Source organism: Paraburkholderia elongata, from assembly GCF_013177735.1.
Classification (GTDB): Bacteria; Pseudomonadota; Gammaproteobacteria; order Burkholderiales; family Burkholderiaceae; genus Paraburkholderia; species Paraburkholderia elongata.
Window position 1 is genome coordinate 64,017 of record NZ_WOEZ01000185.1, and the last position, 21,431, is coordinate 85,447.

Consider the following 21,431-nt stretch of genomic DNA (forward strand, 5'->3'; position numbering starts at 1 on the left):
ATGTCCTGAGTCCTATCGCTCTGTTGTGGACGGCACGCCCATTCATCGCGTACCGCTCTCCATTTTTCGGGCTGCATCCTACCACTGGTATGGGCCACAGCACCGCGAGCCGCGCAGTAAAGGCCGACCAGCCCGCCCCGTCCCCTCAGTTTAGGTCGTGATTCGCCGTCCGACAGAGAGATTTGCCTTTCAAGGCGATCAATGCGTCTCGCCGCGCTTTCGTGCCGGCTTCGGCGCCGCAGCATCCGCGGGTTTCGCGCCGCCGATCTCTACGATCAAATGGTCGCGGAACGCCTTCACGGACGGCGGCAACTCCCGTCCAGCCATCGTCTGCACCTGGATGCTGCGCTGGCGCATCTGCGGGTGCGTCAGCGGTATCGCGACGAAGCCGTCGCCGGCGTAACGGTCGCGCACCGACAGCAGCCCCGTGAACATGATCGCACCGGACTTCTGCGCGTAGCGGTACATCGCGCCGCTATTGTTGCAGGTGAGATCGGGCTCGAGCAGCACGCCTTCGAGCGCGCAGGTGATGTCGATCAACTGCCGGATCGTCGTGCCAGGCTCCGGCAGCACCAACGGATAGCGCTGCAGGTCGGCAAGCGACACCCTCGCGCGCGCGGCCAGCGGATGATCGGCCCGCAGCAGCGCCAACACCGGCGCCCGCTCAGTGTGTTCGACCTTGACGCCCTTCTCCGGTGCGAGACTGAACGTCAGCGCGAGATCGGCGTCGCCATCACGCACCCGGCGAGTCGCCTCGCCCGGCGGCACCACGGAGAGCGTGAAGTCGATCCCCGGATAGTGGCTGCGGAACGCCGCCATTGCACTGGGCAGGAAGTCCGCGGCAAAACCCTCCGAACTGGCGACCTTGATCATGCTGCCGTGCAACGCCTCGAGGCCGCCGATCTCCTTCATTACATGCTCCGCCTCGAGCAGGCTGCGCTGCGCGTAGGCAAGCAGACGCTCGCCCGCCTCGGAGAGCGACATGCCGCGCGGCCGCCGCTCGAACAGCGCGACGCCGAGATCGCTTTCGAGCCGCGCGATCTGCCGGCTGATCGCCGAAACGGCCACATGCAGCCGCGCGGACGCGTCGCTGATCGAGCCGGTGCGAGCCACTTCAACAAAATAGCGCAATGCGATGCCGTGCAATGAAAGTGCCATGAGCGATGCCTATGCGGGTGAACGCGCGAGCGTATGCAGCCGTGTGCGGGGTGTGTCGAGCTTTGCCTTTTTGGCAACGCAAGCTTCGAAATACGATCATTGTGACAAAAATAACGGCCTCCTAGAATCGTTTCGAAGCTGATGGCCGCGAACCAGACGTGCCACGCACGGCGCGGCGGCGCCGCCATCCCCCGCACCCCGCATCGGAGAGAGACAAATATGAGCCGCAACCAGGCCATCGAACACGCGACGCATCATTTCGAATCAGGCGCCTTTCTCGAGAACCTCAACCGGCGCGTCGGATTTCGCACCGAGAGCCAGGAAAGCGACCGCGCCGCCACGCTACTCTCGTATCTGACCGACGAAATCGCGCCCGAAGTCGAAGGGCTAGGCTTCAGCACCCGCATTGTCGATAACCCCGCGGAAGGGTTCGGACCGTTCCTGTTCGCCAATCGTCACGAAGACGACCGTCTGCCCACCGTGCTGATCTACGGCCACGGCGACGTCGTGCGCGGCTACGACAGCCAGTGGCGCGCGCCGCTGACGCCGTGGGCCGTGACCATCGAAGGCGAACGCTGGTATGGCCGTGGCGCCGCCGACAACAAGGGCCAGCACTCCATCAACCTCGCGGCGCTCGCGAGCGTGCTGGCCGCGCGCGGCGGCAAGCTCGGCTTCAACGCGAAACTGCTGATCGAGATGGGCGAGGAAACCGGCTCGCCGGGGCTCGGCGCGATCTGCCACAAACATAAACAGGAACTGGTCGCGGACGTGCTGATCGCGTCCGACGGTCCGCGCCTCGCCGCGCGCCGCCCCACCGTGTTCCTCGGCTCGCGCGGCTCGGTGAATTTCAAGCTCTCGCTGAATCTGCGCGACGGCGCGCATCACTCAGGCAATTGGGGTGGTCTGCTGCGCAACCCGGCCACCGTGCTGGCGAACGCAATCGCCAGCCTGGTCGATGCGCGCGGCGTGATCGCTGTCGACGGTTTGCGTCCGCCGCCGATTCCCGAGGCAGTGCGCCGTGCACTGGCCGATATCACGGTAGGTGGCGGCCCAGGCGACCCGGCCGTCGACGATAACTGGGGCGAGCCCGGTCTCACGCCGCCAGAACGTGTGTTCGGCTGGAACAGCTTCGAAGTGCTGGCCTTCAAGGCGGGCAATCCCGAGAACCCGGTCAATGCGATTCCGTCGTCGGCGTTCGCGCATTGCCAGTTGCGCTTCGTGGTCGGCACCGACTGGGAAAACCTGGCGCAGCATCTGCGCACGCATCTGGACGCGCATGGCTTTTCGCTCGTCGAGATCAGCGTCGAGCGCGGTGCGCCGGCGACACGTCTGAATCCCGACGACCCGTGGGTCAAGTGGGCCATCGCCTCGCTCGAACAGACCACCGGCAAGAAAACAGCGGTGCTGCCGAATCTCGGCGGCACGCTACCCAACGAAGTGTTCGCCGACACGCTTGGCCTGCCGACCATCTGGGTGCCGCATTCGTACCCGGCCTGCTCGCAGCACGCGCCGAACGAGCATCTGCTCGGACCGGTGGTGCGCGAGGGCCTGCAGATCATGGCGGGGCTCTTCTGGGATCTCGGCGAGAATTCGCCGCGCGCAAGCGCAACGACAACAGAAGCCGCGGCCTGAGCAATCAACGCAGCACGCCTGCATCACGCCCACAGTTCACCCGCAGTTCACTGTTAGCCGCATCCGCCACAAGGCACGCCCACGATGATCACATCCACCTTGCCAGCCAGCACCGCGCAGCCATCCGCCGCGAAGATCCATCGCATCATTCTCGCGGCGTCGATCGGCAATGCGCTTGAATGGTTCGACCTCGTCGTCTACGGTTTTTTCGCGGTCACGATCGCGAAGCTGTTCTTCCCTGCCCGCACAGAAGCGATTTCGTTGATGCTCACGCTTGGGACCTTCGGCATCTCGTACATGATCCGGCCGCTCGGCGGACTCGTGCTCGGCTCACTCGCGGATCGTGCGGGGCGCAAGGTGTCGCTGCTGCTGTCGATCGGTTTGATGATGATCGGCACCCTGACGATTGCCGTGATGCCGCCGTATGCCGCGATCGGTTTGTGGGCGCCAGCCGGCATCATGCTGTCGCGGCTTGTTCAAGGATTCTCGGCGGGCGGCGAGTTCGGCGCCTCCACCGCGTTTCTGGTCGAGCATGCACCCGAGCGGCGCGGCTTCATGGGCAGCTGGCAGTTCGCCAGCCAGGGCCTCGCGACGCTGCTCGCCTCGGGTTTCGGCGCGTTGCTGACGAGCCAGCTCACGACGGCACAACTCGACTCGTGGGGCTGGCGCATTCCGTTTCTGTTCGGCCTCGCGATCGGCCCGGTCGGCTTCTATATTCGCCGCTACGTGGACGAAGGCGCCGAGTTCAACACGGAACCCAAAACGCGCACGCCGCTGCGCGATCTATTCGGCACGCAGAAGGTCCGCATGCTGCTCGCGGTCGGCTCGCTGGTCATTTCGACCTCGGCCAACTACATGATTCTGTACATGCCGACCTACGCGATCAAGCAACTGCACCTGCCCGCTTCGACCGGCTTCGCGGCCACGCTCGCGACGGGAATCGTGCTGACGGTGCTGACGCCGTTCGCCGGCCACTTGTCCGACAGCATGGGACGGATCCGCATCATGGCGGCTTCGGCGACGTTGATGCTGCTGACGGTCTATCCGACCTTCGTGTATATGAATGCGCACCCGTCGTTCGCCACGATGCTGCTGGCGTTGATCTGGATCGGCGTATTGAAGGCGACGTACTTCGGCGCGCTGCCCGCGCTGATGTCGGAGATTTTCCCGACCCAGACGCGCGCAACCGGTCTCGCGGTCAGCTACAACATCGGCGTGACGGTGTTCGGCGGCTTTGCGCCCTTCGTGATCACCTGGCTGATCAATGCGAGCGGCAATAAGCTCGCGCCCGGCTTCTATCTGATGTTCTGCGCGGTGGCGAGTTTGCTGGCGCTCTATGCGGTGCGCTCGAAGCTGAAGATTCGCTGAACGAGTTTGAGTGAGTTCGAACAAGGTTGAGGTGGGCAAGGCGGATCGACTCGCCTTGCCGCCCCGGCAACTACGTCAAGGCGCCGGATTAGGCTGCAGTTCATGCAGCTTGTCGATCTCCGCGAGCGCTTCCGGCGAGAGTTTCACCTCGGCGCTGGCGATGTTTTCCTTCAGCTGATCGAGCGACGTAGCGCCAATCAAATTGCTCGTCAGGAACGGCCGGCTGTTGACGAAGGCCAGCGCGAATTGCGCGGGCGACAAACCGTGACGCTTCGCCAGTTCCACATAACGCGTGGTCGCCTGAACCGCTTGCGGCTTGCTGTAGCGTTGAAAGCGCTCGAATAGCGAAATGCGGGCGCCTGCCGGACGCGCGCCACCTTCATACTTGCCCGACAGCCAGCCGAAGGCCAGTGGCGAATACGCAAGCAAGCCGATGTTGTCACGATGCGCGTACTCGGACAGACCGACTTCGTACGTGCGGTTCAACAGGCTATACGGATTCTGGATGCTGACGATGCGCGGCAAGCCGAGCTTTTCCGCCGCGCGCAGAAACTGCGCCACACCCCAAGGCGTTTCGTTCGACACGCCGATATGGCGGATCTTGCCTGCCTTGACGAATTCGGCGAGCACCGACAGCGTTTCTTCGATCGGCACCGTATACGCGTCGTCGACCCACGGATAGGCGGGACGGCCGAACGTCATCGTGCTGCGATCCGGCCAGTGCAACTGATACAGATCGACGTAGTCTGTTTGCAGACGCTTCAGACTATCGTTCAGCGCTTCGGTCAGGTTCTTGCGGTCGAACTGGTTGCCCTCACCACGAATGTGACGCGGATTGTGCGGTTGACGCGCCGGGCCGGCGATCTTGGTAGCCAGCACGATCTTCTCGCGCGCGCTGCGATGCTGCGCGATCCATGTGCCGATATAGCGCTCGGTCGAGCCTTGCGTCTCGGGACGCGGCGGCACCGGGTACATTTCCGCGGCGTCGATCAGATTGACGCCATGGTCGAGCGCGCAATCGATCTGTGCGTGCGCTTCCTGCTCGGTGTTCTGCTCGCCCCACGTCATGGTGCCGAGACCGATCAGGCTAACCTTCACATCCGAGTCGCCGAGTCTGCGGTATTCCATCGAACTTGTCCTGTTGATTGTGAAAACGGAAAGCGCTGACGTTACCATGCCGGCGCAATGCCTGCAGCGCGGCTAAAATGCTGCTTCAGCAGGCGCGCACACCACCGCGCTCAATGAACTTTCCGTCGACCCCTCTGCGATGAATCCTGAACACCTCGAACTCCTGGTCACGCGCGTGATGCCTTACGGAAAATACAAAGGCCGGCTGATCGCGGATCTGCCCGGTCACTATCTGAACTGGTTTGCGAGCCAGGGCTTTCCGCCGGGCGAAATCGGCCGCCTGCTGGCGTTGATGCACGAGATCGATCACAACGGTTTGTCGTCGCTGATCGAGCCTTTACGCAAGCGCTGACTATTTCGCGAGACGAGGCTTGCCGAACCCGCTTTCCCTGGGCAGGCAACCCATGGCGGTCAGATGCACGAGCAGGCGGTCTACCGCCTCTTCGATCGACACCCGATCGGTTTCGATCATGACATCGGGGTCGAGCGGCACATCGAACGGCCCGGAAATACCGGTGAAATGTGGAATTTCACCTCGCCGCGCACGCGCGTAGAGGCCTTTGACATCGCGCGCTTCGCACACCGTCAGCGGCGCATTGACGAACACTTCGACGAACCCAACGCCCACGATCTCGCGAGCCATGCGCCGATGCCGATGCTCGGGCGAGATCACCGCGGCAATCGCGATGAAGCCCCGTTGCATGAACAGCGTCGCAACGTGCGCGACCCGCCGCAGATTTTCAGCGCGGTCTTCGGGTGTGAAGCCGAGGCCGGCGGTCAGGCCGCGTCGCAGCACGTCGCCGTCGAGCACGATCGAGGCATGCCCTGCTTCTTTCAGACGCTGGTGCAACGCGTCGGCCAAAGTCGATTTACCGGCACCGGACAAACCGGTCATCCATATGACCGCCCCGCGGATTGCGCTCATGACTTCCGCTCCGTGCCGCTAGCCGCCGCGTCGGCATCTGCCAGAGGTGCACGCTTGTGCGCACTAAAGTCCGCCGGCGCCAACTCCGGTCCCGGCCCCTCGAACAAGGGTCGCAGCAATGCCTGCTTCGGCTGCAAGCGCTGCACCGACGTCTTGTAGAGCGGACGGCGCACCTGTGCCGCGCTTGCCGTGTTCACCTGCCGCGTGGTCTGGTGAAACGACAGACAGCGCTCGTCCCAATTGAGTCCGCAATGCGCGAGCAAACGCCGGACATTGCCTTCGATATCTTCGACCAGCTCTTCGTATTTGATTTCGATCATCGTGCCCTCGGGCAACACGCGTTGCCAATGTGCCATCAGGGCATCGTACCCGCGATAGTAGCGGCCCAGTTCACCGAGATCGTAGCTGAACGGCACATCGTGAAAAATTCGCGAAAAAATCGACAGGCAGCTTTGCAACGGCGAGCGGCGGCTATGAATGAAGCGCGCATTCGGCAACGCCAGATGAATCAGCCCGACGTTGATGAAATTGAACGGATATTTGTCGGTGAAGCGCGTATAGCCCGGCGCTCCGGTTTGCATTTCCGGCAGCGACGTGTGCATGCGGCGCAAATAGTCGGCGCCGAGCGTGCGCAATTGCGCGGCACCGACGCCCTGCAATGCTTCGATATCGATGCGCAACGGGTCGTCTAAATCGCGGCCGATGCAATTCACCAATGCCTCGCCGAACTCCGTGCGCTCACCCGTGCCGACAACTTGCGGATGACTCGCGAGGATCTGTTCGATCAGGGTCGAACCGGAGCGCGGCATGCCGACGATAAAGACCGGTGCAGCCGATGGGTCGCCCAGACCGCGTTTAGCGGCCAGCACCTCTGAAGTCAGAAGCTCGGGCAAATGTGCGAACAGGCCGAGCGACGCAGCTTCGTCATAACGCACACCGGCGCGGTGCAATGCGTTGCCCTTCAGGAAGTGATCGAACGACGCATCGTTGCGTCCCACATCGGACAGCGCCTGAGCATACGCGAAGTGAATCTCCGCCTGATTGGCGGGCGTGAGCGAAGCGGCAACGCCGACGAGTTGCTCGAGCGCGACGAACACCGGATCGTCGGCGGTAAGGCGCTTGGATTGCACGAAGTTGCGGTAATACAGCGGCACCTGCGGCGCGGCCTCGATCGCGCGGCGATAGGCTTCGTGCGACTCGTCGAAACGGCCGAGTGCCTGCAGGCAGTTGCCCATGTTGTTGTACGAGCCGTCGGATTTCGGATTCAACCGGACTGCTTCGCGATAGGCGTCAATCGCCTGCTCGAGCCGATGCATCTGCTCGAGCGACCAGCCGAGGCCGTGATGCAAATCGGTGTTCCGCGGATCGAACGCGATTGCTTCGTGATAGCGGGCGACGGCTTCGGAAAAGCGGTTCAACGCAGCGAGCGTCGCGGCGAGGCGCTCACGGACAACGGCGTCGACGGGATCGAGCGCGCGCGCTGCTTCGAAACATTGGAGTGCGGCCTGGAGTTCGCCGCGAGCGGCACAGGCGTCGCCTTCGGCGCGCCATTCTGATGCGGTCGCAAGCTGTGGATCGTGCTTCATTGACGGCCAGGTTTTTGCAGGCTTTGCATCAGGCGGCCCGGCAAAGTGGGATGCGTTCTTCTTCGTCCAGTGTCAGCACACGCATGGGTCTGGATTCAAAGGGAAATTGTCTGACGGGAAAGTATCAGGCGCGCCCTACAGTTACGTTTCGAATATTTAACGAACTGTTACAGCGCGAACAGCGCGATGAATCCGTCATGGTTTGGAAGACTGCCGCAATACTCGGCCGCTACGGCGTTGGATCGCCGCTCGGGCGTGGTGGAAGCGCGGTGGCGCATTCGAGCCGTAATTTGCGGACACAAATCCGGCTGAACTCCCCGGCACGCCGTTTTTCTCATTCTTATACGCGGGAGAAAATCGTGAGCAGGCTCGTTGCATCAGTCGCGATGTTGGCAGTGGCGGCAAGTCTCACCGGGTGCGTGGTCGCGCCGGGCTACGACTATGCCTACGCGCAACCCTATTACCCCGGCTACGGTTATGCCTACGGGCCGGCGTATGGACCGGCATACGGCGCGGTGGACATCTGGGGCGGTTGGGGTGGCCCGTGCTGTTACTACCATGGGCACGGCGAGCACGGGCATGGCGGCGAGTGGCATGGCGGAGGGTGGCACGGAGGCGGCGGACACGGCGGTGGCGAGCACGGCGGTGGTGGCGGCTCCCACGGCAACGGCGGTGAATCGTGGAGCAGCGGCGGCGGCCATGGGGGGCATGTGCATTGACGCGGCGGGCGGCTAATCTGCCCTTCGCCGCGGCCGGGTCTCCAGCCCGAACGAGCGGTTTTATGCCTTGCGGTAAAATCGGGTTTTGATTGATGCCGTATGGCCGCCCCATGTCTTCAGCTCAAACTCCCAGTCCACGCCGCGTTTCCGTCGCGCCGATGATGGACTGGACCGATCGCCACTGCCGCTCCTTGCATCGCGTGATATCGCGCCATACGTGGCTTTACACCGAAATGGTCACCACCGGCGCGCTGCTGCACGGCGATGTGCCGCGCCATCTGGCGTTTACGCCCGAAGAAGCGCCGGTTGCCTTGCAGCTCGGCGGCAGTGAGCCTGACGACCTCGCGCGTTCGGCCAAGCTGGGTGAGCAATGGGGCTATGACGAGATCAATCTGAACTGCGGCTGCCCGTCCGAGCGCGTGCAGCGCGGTGCGTTCGGCGCTTGCCTGATGAACGAGCCGCAACTCGTCGCCGATTGCGTGAAGGCAATGCGCGATGCCGTGTCAGTACCGGTGACGGTCAAGCACCGGATCGGCGTCGATGCGGTCGAGGAATACGGCTTTGTGCGCGACTTCGTCGGCAGGATCGCGGACGCCGGTTGCAACGTGTTCGTCGTGCACGCGCGCAACGCGATTCTCAAGGGCTTGAGCCCGAAAGAGAACCGCGAGATTCCGCCGCTCAAATACGACTACGCGTATCAGTTGAAGCGCGACTTCCCGCATCTGGAGATCATCATCAATGGCGGCATCAAGACGCTTGATGAGGTGGAGACGCATCTTCAGCATATCGATGGTGTGATGCTTGGGCGCGAGGCCTATCACAACCCTTATGTGCTTGCCGATGTCGATGCACGTTTCTATGGCTCGACAGAGACGCCGCTCACGCGCGAGCAGGTCGAGGCGAAGCTGATCGAATATTGCGCGGCTGAAATGGCACGCGGCACGTACCTTGGTGCGATCACGCGTCATGCGCTCGGCCTCTACCGCGGTGAGGCAGGTGCACGTGGATGGCGTCGCGTGTTGTCCGATAGCAAACGTCTGGCGGCGCGCGATCTGAGCATCTTCGACGAGGCAAGACAGCATCTGCGCCAGCCTGTCGAAATTTTTGAATAAAGGGCTAGGCAAACGGAATTCTTGTTCGTATAATCTCGTTTCTTCATCGACGAGCCAAGTTTCTCAGCAATGAGTTGTTTAGCAAGTCAAGCAGATGTCAGTGGTGGCTGTAGCTCAGTTGGTAGAGTCCAGGATTGTGATTCCTGTTGTCGTGGGTTCGAGCCCCATCAGCCACCCCAAAGAATTCGAGCAGTAAAAGTTTTGCGAAAGTTTGAGCAAACGGCGTTGTGAGAAATCACAACGCCGTTTTTGTTTTTGCATCGCGGTTTACTGTGCCGCGGAGTGCATGCTGTTGCGCCGACTTCCCAAGAAAAACCCCGCCGAAGCGAGGTTTTCAATTGGGAAAGCGCAAACGGATCAAACCAGCCGCACTTCCAGACGCCTGCCGAGAACGGCAAACGCAGACTCGACCATCTCGATCTTTGATGAATGACGGAAATTTAAAAGACGATCGACCTGCACCTGGTTGACCTTCAATCGACGCGCCAACTCTGCCTTACGCACGTTCTGCTGCAGCATCTCGTTTGCAAGCAAAACCTTCGAGGTTACGAGAGCAGGAAGCGTTACAACACGCTGGCCGCGCTTTGCCTTAGACGGCAAAGGGATGGACCGCTTATCCGAAAAGTAGATCTCAAGTGCGGCCTCCAGTGCGTCGAGAGCTTGCACAGCTGCATCATCTTCGTTCTCTCCAACGGTGATCGCTTCAGGCACGTCCGGAAACGTGACGAGGAGCGTGCCGTTAGAATCCGGCGTCAGCTCGATGGGATACGACAACATTACGGTTCTCCAGTGGGACTGCTTCAAGAAAAACACAAAGCCAGCGAATATTGGGAGAGGCTCGCCCGGCCTCTCCTGCTCATTTGATACCAAGCTGCCTCTTGATCGCCTCGACGAGATGGGTACCCATTTCCTTGGCGCCGTGATCCGGGAAGATAGTTGTCTTGCCGTTGAGCGTAACCCGGTAGTGACTTGAACCGCTCCTGTGCCTTTCGAATGTCGCACCTTGTTTCTTCAGCCACTTCCTAAACTCGCTGTACTTCATGTTCCTCCTCTTGTTGAGCAAGAGAAGGAAAGATACAACACAAATGTTGTACCAAAAAAGCCAATGACACAACATTTAAGTTGTTTTTTTCTGCGATGCAAACAGGGGGTAAGGAGCACCGGCGTGCGCTGCGGCCGTGAGGCGGCGGCGCAGTGCGAGTCAGCGCACTTACAGTGTGGATCGCCGACATTCGAAGCGTCGACGCCCTCCCTGCGCTTCAGCAAGAACCACCGATAACCCGCCCTGCCAACCGGGCTTTTGAGCGCCGAAAACGCTTGGCCGACGGGGTCAGACCGCCGCTCACGCCTGTCGCATAACCCTCTGAGCGATTATTTCAATAGCGAGAATAGTAATTTCAGATTATCGGTACAAATTTTCAATAGTAGGGGTATACACTGCATTCCATCAACGTTGCAGATACAACCCATCGGCCCCTGCGACGCCTTCCTGAAATGAAGTCGAAACGTTATCGGAGTCACACCATGAAGACCAAGCTTATCGCCGCCCTGCTGGTTGCTGTTTCTGCCTCGATCGCTGCTCCCGCATTCGCTAGCGGCTACGGCCCGGCACCGTTCTATCGTCCGTCGGTCGGCGCACCGGCTTCGCAACAAGGCCAGAGCGCGCAAACCGTCGCGGCTGAACGCGCTAACGCCGAATCGAACGCATACGGCGGCGTGAACAACGTGTCGTCGCAATCGGGTGCGCGTGCACCGGCTTCGTCGGGCCCGCAATCGGTTTTCTTCGGCCACTAATCTGTCGCCGTTGAAGGTTGCCGTCCACAAGACGGCAGCCGAACTGGGCGCCGCGCATGCAGCGATGCATGCCGACGCCCAGTTCCGTTTACCTAGCGGCCCGTAGCGGCCGCGCTCGCGGCTTCGAGCCCGGCGTCGCGTTAATTAAATGCGTTTGCCGACTCACGTGATTGTGGCTAGGCGGCGAGGCCGGCATCGATCGTTTCGCGCGCCGCCCTGAAGCCTGCCTCGGCTGCGGCATGCTCGGTGGACCATAGGGTGTCGATGTGCACGAGCCGCCAGTCGACCACCACCGCGTCGTTGCGCAACACCCGAAAATGCGCTTTGACGCCGGTGAGCACCTGTTCGACCGCGACTTCGATCTCGTAGTCCTGATAGCGCTCCTGGTAGTCGCCCATGTCGAGGCCCTTCGGCTCCATGATCGCCTCCTTGAGGTCTTCCGTGTCGCTGGTGAAATTCCGCGGCGATACCTGTCCACCGGGCCGCCGTCGCGGCTCGGAGCATGCACCTGCCGGCCCTCATCTGACGATCAGTCGCAATCGCCAGAAAGATACTGCCGGCCGCTACAGGTGATCTCGACTTCGCCGCCGCTCGCTTCGGCGGCAAGCCCGTTCGCCAGCAACTCCGCCGTGACGGATTGCGCAAACTTCAGCATGGGCTGTCCAACGCCGACATCGTTCAGGCGCCGCAATGCTTCAACCGCTTCCGGACTTAATGACTTCGACATGGCCGTCTCCGTCGTGATGCTCAATTCATCGTAGCAAGTTTCGCGGCCGTACGCAGGGGCGTGTCGAAGCATGGGCGTTGCGTGCCCGGCGTTGCGCGCGTTAGACACGCCGATATCTAAACGCTGCGCAACAGATGATGCACGAGCCGCCCGCCAGCGCCGCCAACGCGAAATAGCGTCGGCACACGTGACGGTGCGAACCGTGCGAACGGTGCAATCGGGCTTAAAGGCGCGCGATCGACACCTCCGTCGACTTCACCAGCGCGACCACCTCCGAGCCGACCTTCAAGTCGAGTTCGTCGACCGAGCGCGTGGTGATCACCGAGGTGACGATACCGAACGGCGTGTCCACATCGACCTCGGACACCACCGGCCCGCGGATAATTTCCTTGACCTTGCCTTTGAACTGATTGCGTACGTTGATTGCGGAAATGCTCATGTCGAGTGACTCCAGATAAGCGATTGAAAACAGTCAGTCAAGGGATGTCAGACGGCCCAGCGGACGTCTGTCGGCCGCGTGAGGCGGCCTTCGTTACGTGCGTCGTAAGCGCGATGGGACTGCGCGTTGTCATTCGGCGCCGTCTTCAGTACGCGTTGCAACACATGTTCTTCCAGCGCGGCAAAACCGGCCGATGCACGCGCCCGCGGGCGCGCAAGTGGCACCGGCTGATCGAGCGCGATGCGCCCTTCTTCGATCAGCAAAATCCGGTCGCCTAGCGCGACGGCTTCATGCACGTCGTGCGTCACCAGCAGCGCGGTAAATTGATGCTCGCGCCACAGGCGTTCGATCAGCGCGTGCATTTCGATGCGCGTCAACGCGTCGAGCGCGCCGAGCGGTTCGTCCAGCAGCAGCAATTGCGGCCGATGCACCAGTGCCCGAGCCAACGCCACGCGCTGACGCTGACCGCCGGAAAGCTGCGCGGGCCAATCGTTGGCACGCTCCAGCAAGCCGACTTCGGCGAGCACGGCGCGCGCATCTTCACGCGCACTGCGGCCGAGGCCGAGCATCACGTTTTGCAGCACGCTCTTCCAGGGCAAGAGCCGCGCGTCCTGAAACATGATGCGAGTGTCGAGCCGCCGGCCGTCTTCGGCGCGCTTTTCGAGCACGCCCGACGTGGTCTTTTCCAGACCCGCGACCAAGCGCAGCAAGGTCGATTTCCCGCAGCCGCTGCGGCCGACGATTGCGACGAAACTGCCGCGCTCGATCGACAAATCAAAATCGGTCAACACCTTGCGCTCGCCGTACTGCTTGCCGACGTCGCGCAACTCGACCGCATAATCGGCGGACCGGCGTGCGTCGTTGCGCGCCGATGCACCCGTCGCCGAGGGCACAACGCCCACGCCGCCCACACCGCCCACGCGATGGCGATCGTGCGCCGGATCTGCACGGTCGAAGCCGGCAGCCTCGTCTGCGTCGTGATCGACGGTACGCGGTTGCGCCAGTTCGGCTTCGAGATCGCTGCCCGCGATGCCGCCAAACGACGCTGACAATGTCGTTGCGCTCATGCTTTCGCTCCTCGTTGATAGGCCGGATGCCAACGCAGCGACACGCGCTCGAGACTCTTGGCCAGCACGTCGGCGAGTTTGCCGAGCGCCGCGTACAGCAGGATGCCGACCACCACCACATCGGTTTGCAGGAATTCGCGTGCGTTCATCGTCATGTAGCCGATGCCGGACTGCGCGGAAATGGTTTCAGCGACGATCAGCGTGACCCACATCAGCCCGAACGCGAAACGCACGCCGACCAGAATCGACGGCAACGCGCCCGGCAGAATCACGTGCCGGTAAAGTGCGAAACCCTTCACGCCGTAACTGCGCGCCATTTCGATCAGATTGGCGTCGACCGAGCGGATGCCGTGGAACGTGTTCACGTAGATCGGAAAAAACACGCCCAGCGCGACGAGAAACACCTTCGCTTCTTCCTCGATACCGAACCACAGGATCACGAGCGGGATCATCGCCAGCGCGGGAATGTTGCGGACCATCTGCACGGTCGAATCGAGCGCGATTTCGGCGGGTTTGAAAAGCCCCGTCGCGAGGCCGAGCACGAGTCCGATACCGCCGCCGATCACAAAGCCGGACACCGCGCGCCACGTGCTGACCTTCACATCCGCCCACATTTCGCCGGACTGGATCAGCGACCACGCGGCCTTCACGACCGCGAGAGGTTCGGGCAGCACGCGCGTCGAGAGAATGCCGCTTCGCGCCGCGAATTCCCACGCCAGCAGAATCGCCAGCGGCGCGAGCCAGGGGGCAAGATGCGCACCGATGCGGCGCAATACGGTGAGAGTCGTGCGTGAATGCGCACCTGTATTCACGTCCGCATTGACGTCTGCATTTACGTCCGCGCGCGCGCCTGCGCTTGTGCCTCGTCCCGCACTCACAGTGGATTGAGCCATGATGATTTCCTCATTGCTTAACCGATGGGCGTCGTTGCCGAACCGAGCGAAAGCGCTCAGCTCGAACTCGCCGCCTTCGGCAGATAGTTGTTGCCGACGATCTCGCCGAACGGACCCGACAGCGGACCACCTGAGGTCTTGCTTTGACGGCCCGGCAGCAGCGGAAACACCAGTTCGGCGAAGCGATACGACTCTTCGAGATGCGGATAGCCGGACAGGATGAACGTGTCGATGCCGAGCTCCGCGTATTCGTTCATCAGCGCCGCCACCTGTTCGGGATTGCCGACTAACGCCGTCCCAGCGCCGCCGCGCACGAGCCCCACTCCCGCCCACAGATGCGGATACACCTCGAGTTCCGCGCGGCCGCCACGCTTGCCGCCGTGCAACGCGGCCATGCGGCGCTGTCCTTCGGAATCCATCTTCGAGAACGAAGCCTGCGCACGGGAAATGGTTTCGTCGTCGAGCTTGCTGATCAGCTTGTCCGCGGCGGCCCATGCTTCTTCTTCGGTCTCGCGCACGATGACGTGCAGGCGAATGCCGAACTTGATCTTGCGGCCACGCGCTTCGGCACGGGCGCGAATGTCGGCGATCTTCTTCGCGACGGCCGCGGGCGGCTCGCCCCACGTCAGATACGTGTCGATGTGATCGCCCGCGATGTCGTGCGCAGCCGCCGACGAACCGCCGAACCACAGCGGTGGATGCGGGTTCTGCACCGGCGGATACAGCGCCTTGCCGCCCTTCGAGCTCAGATGCTTGCCGCTGAAGTCGATCGCGTCGTTGGTATGCGCGGCGCTCAGCAGCTTGCGCCAGATATGCAGGAATTCGTCGGTGATTTCATAGCGCGTGTCGTGATCGACGAACACCCCGTCGCCTTCCAGTTCAGCCGAATCGCCGCCGGTCACGACGTTGATCAGCAGACGTCCATTCGACAGCCGGTCGAAGGTCGCCGCCATGCGCGCCGCCAGACCCGGTGACGAAATGCCCGGACGGATCGCCACCAGAAACTTCAGACGTTTGGTCGCGGCAATCAGGCTCGACGCGACGACCCATGCGTCTTCGCACGAACGGCCGGTCGGCAGCAGCACGCCCTCGTAGCCGAGCGTATCGGCGGCGACGGCGATCTGCTGGAAGTAGTCGTAATCGGCTGCGCGTGCGCCTTGGGCCGTACCGAGATAGCGGCTGTCGCCGTGAGTCGGAATGAACCAGAACACATTCATTTGCTGCTCCTGCTTGTTCGAAACTGGATTGAATGGAGACGTGTGTAACGACGATACGTCGAGTGAAAGCGCACACGCCGTCCGCGCGCCGCTGGTCGCGCACATCCATCCGGCACGAGAGCCGGAGATGCAAGCGCAAAAAGGACGGAAATACTGCGGTGAGGCGCGGATTAGTTCCGACAGCGCATCCGCAAACGCGCGTGCGCCATGGAGCAATTGAAGATCGGCATCAGGCAGGACATCGCGACGGCTTCCCTCGACCAAACGTGCGCGTGATGCGCTCGATTAAACAGGCGACGGCGTGTCGTGATCGACGAACCCACCGTCTGCATGGAGAAACAGTCTATGGATCGGGACCCGGCTTTTGAACGATTTTTTTTAGCTTAGGTTTTCCACTTTCGTGATTAGCCCGACGCTAAAGCATATGGGTGTTGCGCGGGTGTTGCACCTTACCGACGCTGGAAGCGGGTTGCCCCTCTATATAATGGCGCCACGTTTCCAATAATCCGGTGCAGGCCGCGCGAACCACGCCGCCTGAGCTCTCGCGGTGCAATGCATGCAAAAACTCATCCTGCCGTTCGTCGCCGGCTTTCTGGCTTCCCTGTTCTTTCATGAATCGACCCTGGCGTTGCTGCACGCAGCTGGTCTGATCGACCCAACCGGTTTTTCGACCGCCCCGTTTTTGCCGCTCGGGCTGCCCGAGTTCATTGCGAACGCAATCTGGAGCGCGTTCTGGGCGGTGCTGATGGCGTGGCTGTTGCGCGTGGCGCCCGAGCGGCGCGCGCCGTGGGTGCCCGCCTTTGTATTCGGCGGCATTGCGTTGACGGCGGCGAGCGTGTTCGTGGTCGATCCGTTGCGCGGCATCTGGCCGAGCGGCAACATGCTGCCGCGCCTCGCGGTAGGTTTCGCGTCGAACGCGATGTGGGGCTGGGGCGCGCTGGTGTTCATGCGCGCATTCATGGCGAGCGAAGACGAGGACTGAGCGTCTTTAGGCCTTGCTCGCGAGGCTATGCCGGTCCGGCGGTCCGGCAACCGGCATAGCTTCTACTGCTGCTATCGAAGTTGCCAGGTCTTGGTCAAGCACGCAGATGCTCAAGCACGCAGATCGCGCAACGGGTGTTCGTTCGGCGGCCACGGGCTTTCGAACATCTTCGCCACATCGGCGGCGCTCACGTCTTCAATGCGCGCAAAACGCCAGCGCGGCGCATTGTCCTTGTCGATGATACGCGCGCGAATTCCTTCGATGGTGTCGCCCTGCGCAAAGCTCGTGCGCGTCAGATCGAGATCGCAGCGCAATACATCGGCCATCGAACCCTCGGCGCGCGTCACCACTTCCAGCGACACGGCCATCGACAACGGCGAACGTTCGCGCAACACGGCAATCGTCTGCTCGGCCCAATCGGCGGCGTCGCCGCCACGCTCCCGTTCCTGCTCCAACGAAGCGAGAATCTGCGTCATGTCGGGCAACGCGAAATGCCGGTCGATCAACGCACGTGTGCTTGCGAGCAGCGAAGCATCGGGTTCCGGCGCGACCTGATGCGCGGCTGTCTCGCGCCCGACGCACGCCACCACGTCTGCGCCACGTTCGAACAGCTCGGTGCGCAACGTGTCGACTAGCGCGGGCAATGCCGCATCGTCGATATAGGCGTCGGCGAGGCCCGCGTAGAGCGCGTCGGCCGCGCCGATCGTTTCCCCGGTGACCGCCAGATAACGGCCAAGCGCACCGGGCGTGCGCGCCAGAAACCAGCTCGCACCGACATCGGGAAAGAGTCCGATGCGAGTCTCGGGCATCGCCATCTTCGTCGAGTTCGTCACCACACGCAGGCCACCGGTACGATGCGCGCCCTGCGAAATCCCCATGCCGCCACCCATCACGACACCGTTCGTCAACGCGATATACGGCTTCGGGTAGGTGAAGATCGCGTGATTGAGCCGGTATTCCTCGGTGAAAAACGTATCGCGCCCCTCGTGCTCGCCGCGCTGCGCCGACTCGTACAGAAAGCGGATATCGCCGCCTGCGCAGAACGCTCGCGGATGCTGGCTGCGCACCACCACGGCGAGCACGTCGGGATCTTCGCGCCACTGATCGAGCGCCGCGTGCATCGCGCGAATCATGCCGGTCGACAGCGCGTTGAGCGCCTTCGGCCTTTCCAGTTCGATGAAACCAATGCGGTTGGCTACGTAAGTCGCGACTTCGTCGCTGACGGCGGGCGAGGCGGAAATGGACATGGAGAGCTAAGCGCGATGGCGCGAAATGAATCGGAACTGAACGTTATCACGCACTCGCGGCTTTGCGCTTGGTGGCGGGTTTGACGGCCGATGGCCCTGGCGGCTTGGTGGACTTTTTGCCCGACGGCGCGGATGGCTGAGATGACTGAGCGGCCGGTTCGCCGCCCGGCTCGACGTACGATTCAACCGGCGCTTCAGCAGACTTTTTTTTCCGCGAGCGGGAAGCGCTCGTGACGCCTGGCGACTGCCCGGCGTCTTGCGTACCCAGCCAGGCATCGAGTGCGACACCCACCACCGTATCCAGCGGCGCGGTCGGAAACACGGGACATGTGAGGTTGAGCGCGACGATGCCGTGCAGTGTCGCCCAGAACGCCTCCGCCCACACGGCCACGTCCATCGATGCGGACAAGCGCCCCGCCGCTTTCAACTCTTCGAGCGCGGAAAGCATGATGTGCAACGCGGCGTCGCCGGGGTCGTCGTCCGGTTTCGCCGGCGCGAGGCTCGCTTTTCCGGACGCGACAGAACCCACGGCCGGTGTTCCTGCCGCCGCGATCTCCATCGCTTCATGCGCCGCACCCGCATCCGCGACCGCAGCCACCGGCGTAGCCTTCCCCGATGCAGCCGCCACGCCGCTCAGCGCCGCGCCCGTGTAGCTCGGATCTTCCATGAAGATCAGCCGGTAGGTTTCCGGATGCGCGACACCGAATGCCACATAAGCACGCCCGAGCGCCTTCAAGCGTTCAGCCGGATCGGCAATCTGCACAAGCGGCACGAACGTCTCCAGCAATTGCGCATAGCCTTCCGCGCACAACGCCTGTGCGATCTCGTCGCGGCTCGCGAAGTGAAGGTACAGCGTGGCGGGCGAATACTCGATGGCCTCGGCAATCTTGCGCATTGACAGCGCGGCAAAGCCGTCGCGCATCACGATGCGCCGCGCTGCATCGAGGATGCGCTCGCGCAGTGCCTGTTTCTGACGGCTTTTTCGTTCGACAATTCCCATGGCGAACATTTTCGGGTTGACAAACTGAAAAGTCAAATTAAACTGAACACTGTTTACTGAACGGTGTTCAGTAAATTTTCATCGGTCAGCCAACACGCCGATCGGCCAACATTTTCCAGGCGCGATACGGCGCCACCTTCAGGAGTCGTCATGCAAGCCACAGGAAAAGTGGGTTTATTCGGTGCCGCGGGCGCGGCAGGTCAAATCATCGCGGCGGCGCTAAGCGCCGCGGGCCGGGATTACCGGGTGGTCGGCCGCTCGCGCGCGCCGCTCGAGGCGGCCTTCGGCCGCGACCCGCATGCGGAAATCGTCACGTGGAATCCAGACGATCCGGCTTCGATCAGCGCTGCGGCAGCCAGTTTGCAGACCGTGATCTATCTTGTGGGCGTGCCCTACGATCAGTTCGCCACGCATCCACCGCTCATGGAAAAAACGCTCGCCGGCGTGACGGCGGCGGGTGTCGAGCGCTTCATTCTGATTGGCACCGTGTATCCGTACGGCCGCGCGCGCGGCAATCCGATTAGCGAAAATCATCCGCGTGAGCCCCATACGTTCAAAGGCAAGATGCGGCTCGCGCAGGAAAATCTGGTGCTGGCGGCGAATGGACGTGCAAGCGGATCGACCCGCTTGTCGACCTTGGTGCTGCGTCTGCCGGATTTCTACGGGCCCGGCATCGAACGCAGTCTGCTGAATGGCGTGTTCGAGGGCGCGGCGCGCGGCAAGCGCGCGCAAGTGATCGGGCCGGTGGATGTGCCGCACGAATTCATCTACCTGCCGGATATCGGACCGGTGGTCGAGAAACTCACGCGCACACCCGACGCATACGGCCGGTGGTGGCACCTGGCCGGCGCGGGCACGATCACACAGCGCGAAGTGGCGAGACAGGCCTATGCGCTAGCGGGCCGCGAGCCGAAGCTGATGGTGGCCGGCAAGACCATGCTGCGCATGCTTGGCCTCTTCAATCCGCTGATGCGGGAACTGGTGGAGATGAATTACCTGATGACCGAGCCGGTTGTGCTTGACGACGCCGCATTGGCGAAGCTGATCGGCCCGATCGTAAAAACCTCATACGAGGAAGGTATTCGGCATGCTTTCGATGCAGCGCGCGAGGCGGCATCGGCGAGTGCGGACACGCACCGGAACGCCGCGAAAACAGCCTGACTGCGAATCTGACGGCGAATGGCTTTCGCAAGCGAGGCTGTTTAGACCACGCTATCCATGTATCGGCGAATGAGCCGCCTCAGCCCGTCATGTTGCCTGGTGGGAAATGGCCGCTCTTGAGCAGCACGGGCGTGCCATTGCTGATCTGCAAATGCTCGCGCGCGATCGCCTCGATGCGCGGACGCCCGGCGTCGAACGCGCGCATCCATCCTTCGAGGTCTTCTGAGTACGCGCCGAAGTGATCCTCGAGCGCCTCGACCGAGATCGCGCACGGCACCGATTCGCCGTCCACGAGCGCGGGAAACACAACCGTCAGATTGGAGTCGCGGTAAGCAGGCGCATCCGCGGGAAACCGAATTTCCATGGTCGCCTCATCAGAAGTATCCGGCAGGATAGCGACACCGGTGAGAACCGACCGCCTCCGGACATGCCCGTTATGGTACCCGCGCGGTTGGACCGCGGTCCAGCGTCCTTCGCCCTCCTACTCGATGCCGCGCGCCCCGAGCAGATAAGTTCTTCATGCGCATCGATACGCCGAATTGCACTTGTGCCGCCGGCCCCTGTCGAAGTCGTTCATCGGCACGATCCGTGCCGATGCAGTAACGCCATTTCGAGTTCACCGAGCGCAATATGGGAAAATATTTTCTGCAGAATCACGAATTGCCTGAGCCGGATGCGGCAATCAAGTGGTTTGATTACGCCGAAAGCCACGGCATCGACATTCCGAAAGCCATTAGCATCTGGGAAGACGCGGCAACTGAAAGCGGCACCGAAAGCCGCCAACTGGTAAGCGCGGCGGGCATCACGATCGAAACGCCTTAGCCCCCCCTAGGGCACACTTCCGGTGTGCGTGGCGAGTCTCGATACCTATTTGAAAGGAAACATCACGATGCATTTCATGACGCAACTGCGCCGCTCCGGCCGCTTCCGACCTAGCAGCGCCGCGCTTGCTCTAGTCCGCAGGGCGTCCCTGACTGTCACCCTGCCCGCCGCCGTGCTGCTCGGCGCGGCTCTGAGCGGTTGCGCTTCGTCGAACACCGCCTCGCTGATCAATCTGCCGAACGGTCAGACCGGCTTTGCGGTGAACTGCAGCGGCGCAGACGCCGCTTCTAGTTGGGCCTCCTGCTACGTGCAGGCGGGCAAGGCATGTGGCGCAACCGGCTACGACATCGTGTCGAAAGACAACGACGAAGGCGGGGCCGCGGGCGGCAGCATCACGAACGTCGTCTCGGCCAACGTGAAAAACCGTTCGATGATCGTGCGCTGCAAGTAACGC

25 protein-coding genes and 1 tRNA gene are annotated in these 21,431 nt (G+C 62.3%); 11 read left to right on the forward strand and 15 right to left on the reverse strand.

All coding sequences use genetic code 11. The annotated features are described in order from the left end of the window. Window positions 1-198 precede the first annotated feature (198 nt). The gene (locus GNZ13_RS31675; RefSeq protein ID WP_172171928.1) at window positions 199-1,158 is read right to left on the reverse strand and encodes a LysR family transcriptional regulator; all 960 of its coding nucleotides are present in this window, start codon (window positions 1,156-1,158) and stop codon (window positions 199-201) included. A gap of 219 nt (window positions 1,159-1,377) precedes the next feature. On the opposite strand from GNZ13_RS31675, the gene GNZ13_RS31680 reads away from it, so the two are divergent. Then, entirely contained in the window at window positions 1,378-2,790 is a 1,413-nt protein-coding gene (locus GNZ13_RS31680) for a M20 family metallopeptidase (RefSeq protein ID WP_172171930.1), read from the forward strand. An 84-nt stretch (window positions 2,791-2,874) separates the two neighbouring features. Further along, a complete protein-coding gene (locus tag GNZ13_RS31685; RefSeq protein ID WP_172171932.1) occupies window positions 2,875-4,158 on the forward strand; it encodes an MFS transporter in 1,284 nt (427 codons plus the stop codon). 75 nt (window positions 4,159-4,233) lie between these two features. Here GNZ13_RS31685 and GNZ13_RS31690 read toward each other — a convergent pair whose 3' ends face one another. Next, complete coding sequence (locus GNZ13_RS31690) at window positions 4,234-5,286, reverse strand: NADP(H)-dependent aldo-keto reductase (RefSeq protein ID WP_172171934.1); 1,053 nt, start codon at window positions 5,284-5,286, stop codon at window positions 4,234-4,236. Window positions 5,287-5,425: 139 nt separating this feature from the next. Between GNZ13_RS31690 and GNZ13_RS31695 the strand changes: the two genes are divergently transcribed. Next, window positions 5,426-5,638, forward strand: a complete 213-nt coding sequence (locus GNZ13_RS31695; protein ID WP_006048800.1) for a DUF3820 family protein — start codon at window positions 5,426-5,428, stop codon at window positions 5,636-5,638. Here the strand turns inward: GNZ13_RS31695 and cysC are convergent, their stop codons facing one another. Then, window positions 5,639-6,211: an adenylyl-sulfate kinase gene (gene cysC, locus GNZ13_RS31700; RefSeq protein ID WP_172171936.1), complete on the reverse strand. Its 573-nt coding sequence runs from the start codon at window positions 6,209-6,211 to the stop codon at window positions 5,639-5,641. After that, complete coding sequence (locus tag GNZ13_RS31705; RefSeq protein ID WP_172171938.1) at window positions 6,208-7,797, reverse strand: tetratricopeptide repeat-containing sulfotransferase family protein; 1,590 nt, start codon at window positions 7,795-7,797, stop codon at window positions 6,208-6,210. Before GNZ13_RS31705 ends, cysC begins: the two co-directional genes overlap by 4 nt. A gap of 359 nt (window positions 7,798-8,156) precedes the next feature. Between GNZ13_RS31705 and GNZ13_RS31710 the strand changes: the two genes are divergently transcribed. The 3 genes from GNZ13_RS31710 to GNZ13_RS31720 all read left to right on the forward strand — a co-directional run bounded on the left by GNZ13_RS31710 (window position 8,157) and on the right by GNZ13_RS31720 (window position 9,807). Further along, on the forward strand, window positions 8,157-8,516 hold the full coding sequence (locus GNZ13_RS31710) for a hypothetical protein (RefSeq protein WP_172171940.1): 360 nt from the start codon (window positions 8,157-8,159) through the stop codon (window positions 8,514-8,516). A 110-nt stretch (window positions 8,517-8,626) separates the two neighbouring features. Then, entirely contained in the window at window positions 8,627-9,628 is a 1,002-nt protein-coding gene (gene dusA / locus GNZ13_RS31715) for a tRNA dihydrouridine(20/20a) synthase DusA (protein ID WP_172171942.1), read from the forward strand. 103 nt (window positions 9,629-9,731) lie between these two features. Continuing rightward, a tRNA-His gene (locus tag GNZ13_RS31720) sits at window positions 9,732-9,807 on the forward strand. A gap of 178 nt (window positions 9,808-9,985) precedes the next feature. Here GNZ13_RS31720 and GNZ13_RS31725 read toward each other — a convergent pair. Next, window positions 9,986-10,405: a type II toxin-antitoxin system HicB family antitoxin gene (locus tag GNZ13_RS31725; RefSeq protein WP_172171944.1), complete on the reverse strand. Its 420-nt coding sequence runs from the start codon at window positions 10,403-10,405 to the stop codon at window positions 9,986-9,988. Window positions 10,406-10,484: 79 nt separating this feature from the next. After that, window positions 10,485-10,670: a type II toxin-antitoxin system HicA family toxin gene (locus GNZ13_RS31730; protein WP_172171946.1), complete on the reverse strand. Its 186-nt coding sequence runs from the start codon at window positions 10,668-10,670 to the stop codon at window positions 10,485-10,487. A 482-nt stretch (window positions 10,671-11,152) separates the two neighbouring features. On the opposite strand from GNZ13_RS31730, the gene GNZ13_RS31735 reads away from it, so the two are divergent. After that, window positions 11,153-11,422, forward strand: a complete 270-nt coding sequence (locus GNZ13_RS31735) for a hypothetical protein (RefSeq protein WP_172171948.1) — start codon at window positions 11,153-11,155, stop codon at window positions 11,420-11,422. A gap of 176 nt (window positions 11,423-11,598) precedes the next feature. Here GNZ13_RS31735 and GNZ13_RS31740 read toward each other — a convergent pair whose 3' ends face one another. The 6 genes from GNZ13_RS31740 to ssuD form a co-directional block, all read right to left on the reverse strand. Then, the gene (locus GNZ13_RS31740) at window positions 11,599-11,841 is read right to left on the reverse strand and encodes a DUF6566 family protein (protein WP_172171950.1); all 243 of its coding nucleotides are present in this window, start codon (window positions 11,839-11,841) and stop codon (window positions 11,599-11,601) included. Window positions 11,842-11,951: 110 nt separating this feature from the next. Beyond that, a complete protein-coding gene (locus GNZ13_RS31745) occupies window positions 11,952-12,149 on the reverse strand; it encodes a hypothetical protein (protein ID WP_172171952.1) in 198 nt (65 codons plus the stop codon). A gap of 223 nt (window positions 12,150-12,372) precedes the next feature. Further along, window positions 12,373-12,588, reverse strand: a complete 216-nt coding sequence (locus GNZ13_RS31750) for a TOBE domain-containing protein (RefSeq protein WP_011488137.1) — start codon at window positions 12,586-12,588, stop codon at window positions 12,373-12,375. A 47-nt stretch (window positions 12,589-12,635) separates the two neighbouring features. Further along, the gene (locus GNZ13_RS31755; protein WP_172171954.1) at window positions 12,636-13,655 is read right to left on the reverse strand and encodes an ATP-binding cassette domain-containing protein; all 1,020 of its coding nucleotides are present in this window, start codon (window positions 13,653-13,655) and stop codon (window positions 12,636-12,638) included. After that, a complete protein-coding gene (ssuC, locus tag GNZ13_RS31760) occupies window positions 13,652-14,548 on the reverse strand; it encodes an aliphatic sulfonate ABC transporter permease SsuC (RefSeq protein ID WP_236002282.1) in 897 nt (298 codons plus the stop codon). The genes GNZ13_RS31755 and ssuC overlap by 4 nt, the downstream gene beginning before the upstream one ends. A gap of 56 nt (window positions 14,549-14,604) precedes the next feature. Further along, on the reverse strand, window positions 14,605-15,765 hold the full coding sequence (gene ssuD, locus GNZ13_RS31765; protein WP_172171957.1) for an FMNH2-dependent alkanesulfonate monooxygenase: 1,161 nt from the start codon (window positions 15,763-15,765) through the stop codon (window positions 14,605-14,607). 556 nt (window positions 15,766-16,321) lie between these two features. On the opposite strand from ssuD, the gene GNZ13_RS31770 reads away from it, so the two are divergent. After that, entirely contained in the window at window positions 16,322-16,747 is a 426-nt protein-coding gene (locus tag GNZ13_RS31770) for a hypothetical protein (RefSeq protein WP_172171959.1), read from the forward strand. 110 nt (window positions 16,748-16,857) lie between these two features. On the opposite strand, the gene GNZ13_RS31775 is transcribed toward GNZ13_RS31770, so the two are convergent. Together GNZ13_RS31775 and GNZ13_RS31780 are read right to left on the reverse strand one after the other, a co-directional pair. Beyond that, window positions 16,858-17,994, reverse strand: a complete 1,137-nt coding sequence (locus GNZ13_RS31775) for an enoyl-CoA hydratase/isomerase family protein (RefSeq protein WP_172171961.1) — start codon at window positions 17,992-17,994, stop codon at window positions 16,858-16,860. Between the two features lie 46 nt (window positions 17,995-18,040). Continuing rightward, on the reverse strand, window positions 18,041-18,994 hold the full coding sequence (locus GNZ13_RS31780; protein WP_172171963.1) for a TetR/AcrR family transcriptional regulator: 954 nt from the start codon (window positions 18,992-18,994) through the stop codon (window positions 18,041-18,043). 150 nt (window positions 18,995-19,144) lie between these two features. Here GNZ13_RS31780 and GNZ13_RS31785 point away from each other — a divergent pair, with 150 nt between their 5' ends. Next, window positions 19,145-20,155, forward strand: a complete 1,011-nt coding sequence (locus tag GNZ13_RS31785) for an NAD-dependent epimerase/dehydratase family protein (protein WP_172171965.1) — start codon at window positions 19,145-19,147, stop codon at window positions 20,153-20,155. A gap of 79 nt (window positions 20,156-20,234) precedes the next feature. Here GNZ13_RS31785 and GNZ13_RS31790 read toward each other — a convergent pair whose 3' ends face one another. Next, on the reverse strand, window positions 20,235-20,519 hold the full coding sequence (locus GNZ13_RS31790; RefSeq protein WP_172171967.1) for a DUF1488 family protein: 285 nt from the start codon (window positions 20,517-20,519) through the stop codon (window positions 20,235-20,237). A gap of 266 nt (window positions 20,520-20,785) precedes the next feature. Between GNZ13_RS31790 and GNZ13_RS31795 the strand changes: the two genes are divergently transcribed. Together GNZ13_RS31795 and GNZ13_RS31800 are read left to right on the forward strand one after the other, a co-directional pair. Beyond that, the gene (locus GNZ13_RS31795) at window positions 20,786-20,977 is read left to right on the forward strand and encodes a hypothetical protein (protein WP_172171969.1); all 192 of its coding nucleotides are present in this window, start codon (window positions 20,786-20,788) and stop codon (window positions 20,975-20,977) included. Between the two features lie 67 nt (window positions 20,978-21,044). Further along, a complete protein-coding gene (locus GNZ13_RS31800; RefSeq protein ID WP_172171971.1) occupies window positions 21,045-21,428 on the forward strand; it encodes a hypothetical protein in 384 nt (127 codons plus the stop codon). Window positions 21,429-21,431: the final 3 nt, after the last annotated feature.

Coding starts and splice junctions, on each gene's coding strand:
- GNZ13_RS31675 (WP_172171928.1), bottom strand. CDS start 1,158: ATGGCACTTTCATTGCACGGCATCGCATTGCGCTATTTTGTTGAAGTG.
- GNZ13_RS31680 (WP_172171930.1), top strand. CDS start 1,378: ATGAGCCGCAACCAGGCCATCGAACACGCGACGCATCATTTCGAATCA.
- GNZ13_RS31685 (WP_172171932.1), top strand. CDS start 2,875: ATGATCACATCCACCTTGCCAGCCAGCACCGCGCAGCCATCCGCCGCG.
- GNZ13_RS31690 (WP_172171934.1), bottom strand. CDS start 5,286: ATGGAATACCGCAGACTCGGCGACTCGGATGTGAAGGTTAGCCTGATC.
- GNZ13_RS31695 (WP_006048800.1), top strand. CDS start 5,426: ATGAATCCTGAACACCTCGAACTCCTGGTCACGCGCGTGATGCCTTAC.
- cysC (WP_172171936.1), bottom strand. CDS start 6,211: ATGAGCGCAATCCGCGGGGCGGTCATATGGATGACCGGTTTGTCCGGT.
- GNZ13_RS31705 (WP_172171938.1), bottom strand. CDS start 7,797: ATGAAGCACGATCCACAGCTTGCGACCGCATCAGAATGGCGCGCCGAA.
- dusA (WP_172171942.1), top strand. CDS start 8,627: ATGTCTTCAGCTCAAACTCCCAGTCCACGCCGCGTTTCCGTCGCGCCG.
- GNZ13_RS31725 (WP_172171944.1), bottom strand. CDS start 10,405: ATGTTGTCGTATCCCATCGAGCTGACGCCGGATTCTAACGGCACGCTC.
- GNZ13_RS31730 (WP_172171946.1), bottom strand. CDS start 10,670: ATGAAGTACAGCGAGTTTAGGAAGTGGCTGAAGAAACAAGGTGCGACA.
- GNZ13_RS31735 (WP_172171948.1), top strand. CDS start 11,153: ATGAAGACCAAGCTTATCGCCGCCCTGCTGGTTGCTGTTTCTGCCTCG.
- GNZ13_RS31740 (WP_172171950.1), bottom strand. CDS start 11,841: ATGGAGCCGAAGGGCCTCGACATGGGCGACTACCAGGAGCGCTATCAG.
- GNZ13_RS31745 (WP_172171952.1), bottom strand. CDS start 12,149: ATGTCGAAGTCATTAAGTCCGGAAGCGGTTGAAGCATTGCGGCGCCTG.
- GNZ13_RS31750 (WP_011488137.1), bottom strand. CDS start 12,588: ATGAGCATTTCCGCAATCAACGTACGCAATCAGTTCAAAGGCAAGGTC.
- GNZ13_RS31755 (WP_172171954.1), bottom strand. CDS start 13,655: ATGAGCGCAACGACATTGTCAGCGTCGTTTGGCGGCATCGCGGGCAGC.
- ssuC (WP_236002282.1), bottom strand. CDS start 14,548: ATGGCTCAATCCACTGTGAGTGCGGGACGAGGCACAAGCGCAGGCGCG.
- ssuD (WP_172171957.1), bottom strand. CDS start 15,765: ATGAATGTGTTCTGGTTCATTCCGACTCACGGCGACAGCCGCTATCTC.
- GNZ13_RS31770 (WP_172171959.1), top strand. CDS start 16,322: ATGCAAAAACTCATCCTGCCGTTCGTCGCCGGCTTTCTGGCTTCCCTG.
- GNZ13_RS31775 (WP_172171961.1), bottom strand. CDS start 17,994: ATGTCCATTTCCGCCTCGCCCGCCGTCAGCGACGAAGTCGCGACTTAC.
- GNZ13_RS31780 (WP_172171963.1), bottom strand. CDS start 18,994: ATGGGAATTGTCGAACGAAAAAGCCGTCAGAAACAGGCACTGCGCGAG.
- GNZ13_RS31785 (WP_172171965.1), top strand. CDS start 19,145: ATGCAAGCCACAGGAAAAGTGGGTTTATTCGGTGCCGCGGGCGCGGCA.
- GNZ13_RS31790 (WP_172171967.1), bottom strand. CDS start 20,519: ATGGAAATTCGGTTTCCCGCGGATGCGCCTGCTTACCGCGACTCCAAT.
- GNZ13_RS31795 (WP_172171969.1), top strand. CDS start 20,786: ATGGGAAAATATTTTCTGCAGAATCACGAATTGCCTGAGCCGGATGCG.
- GNZ13_RS31800 (WP_172171971.1), top strand. CDS start 21,045: ATGCATTTCATGACGCAACTGCGCCGCTCCGGCCGCTTCCGACCTAGC.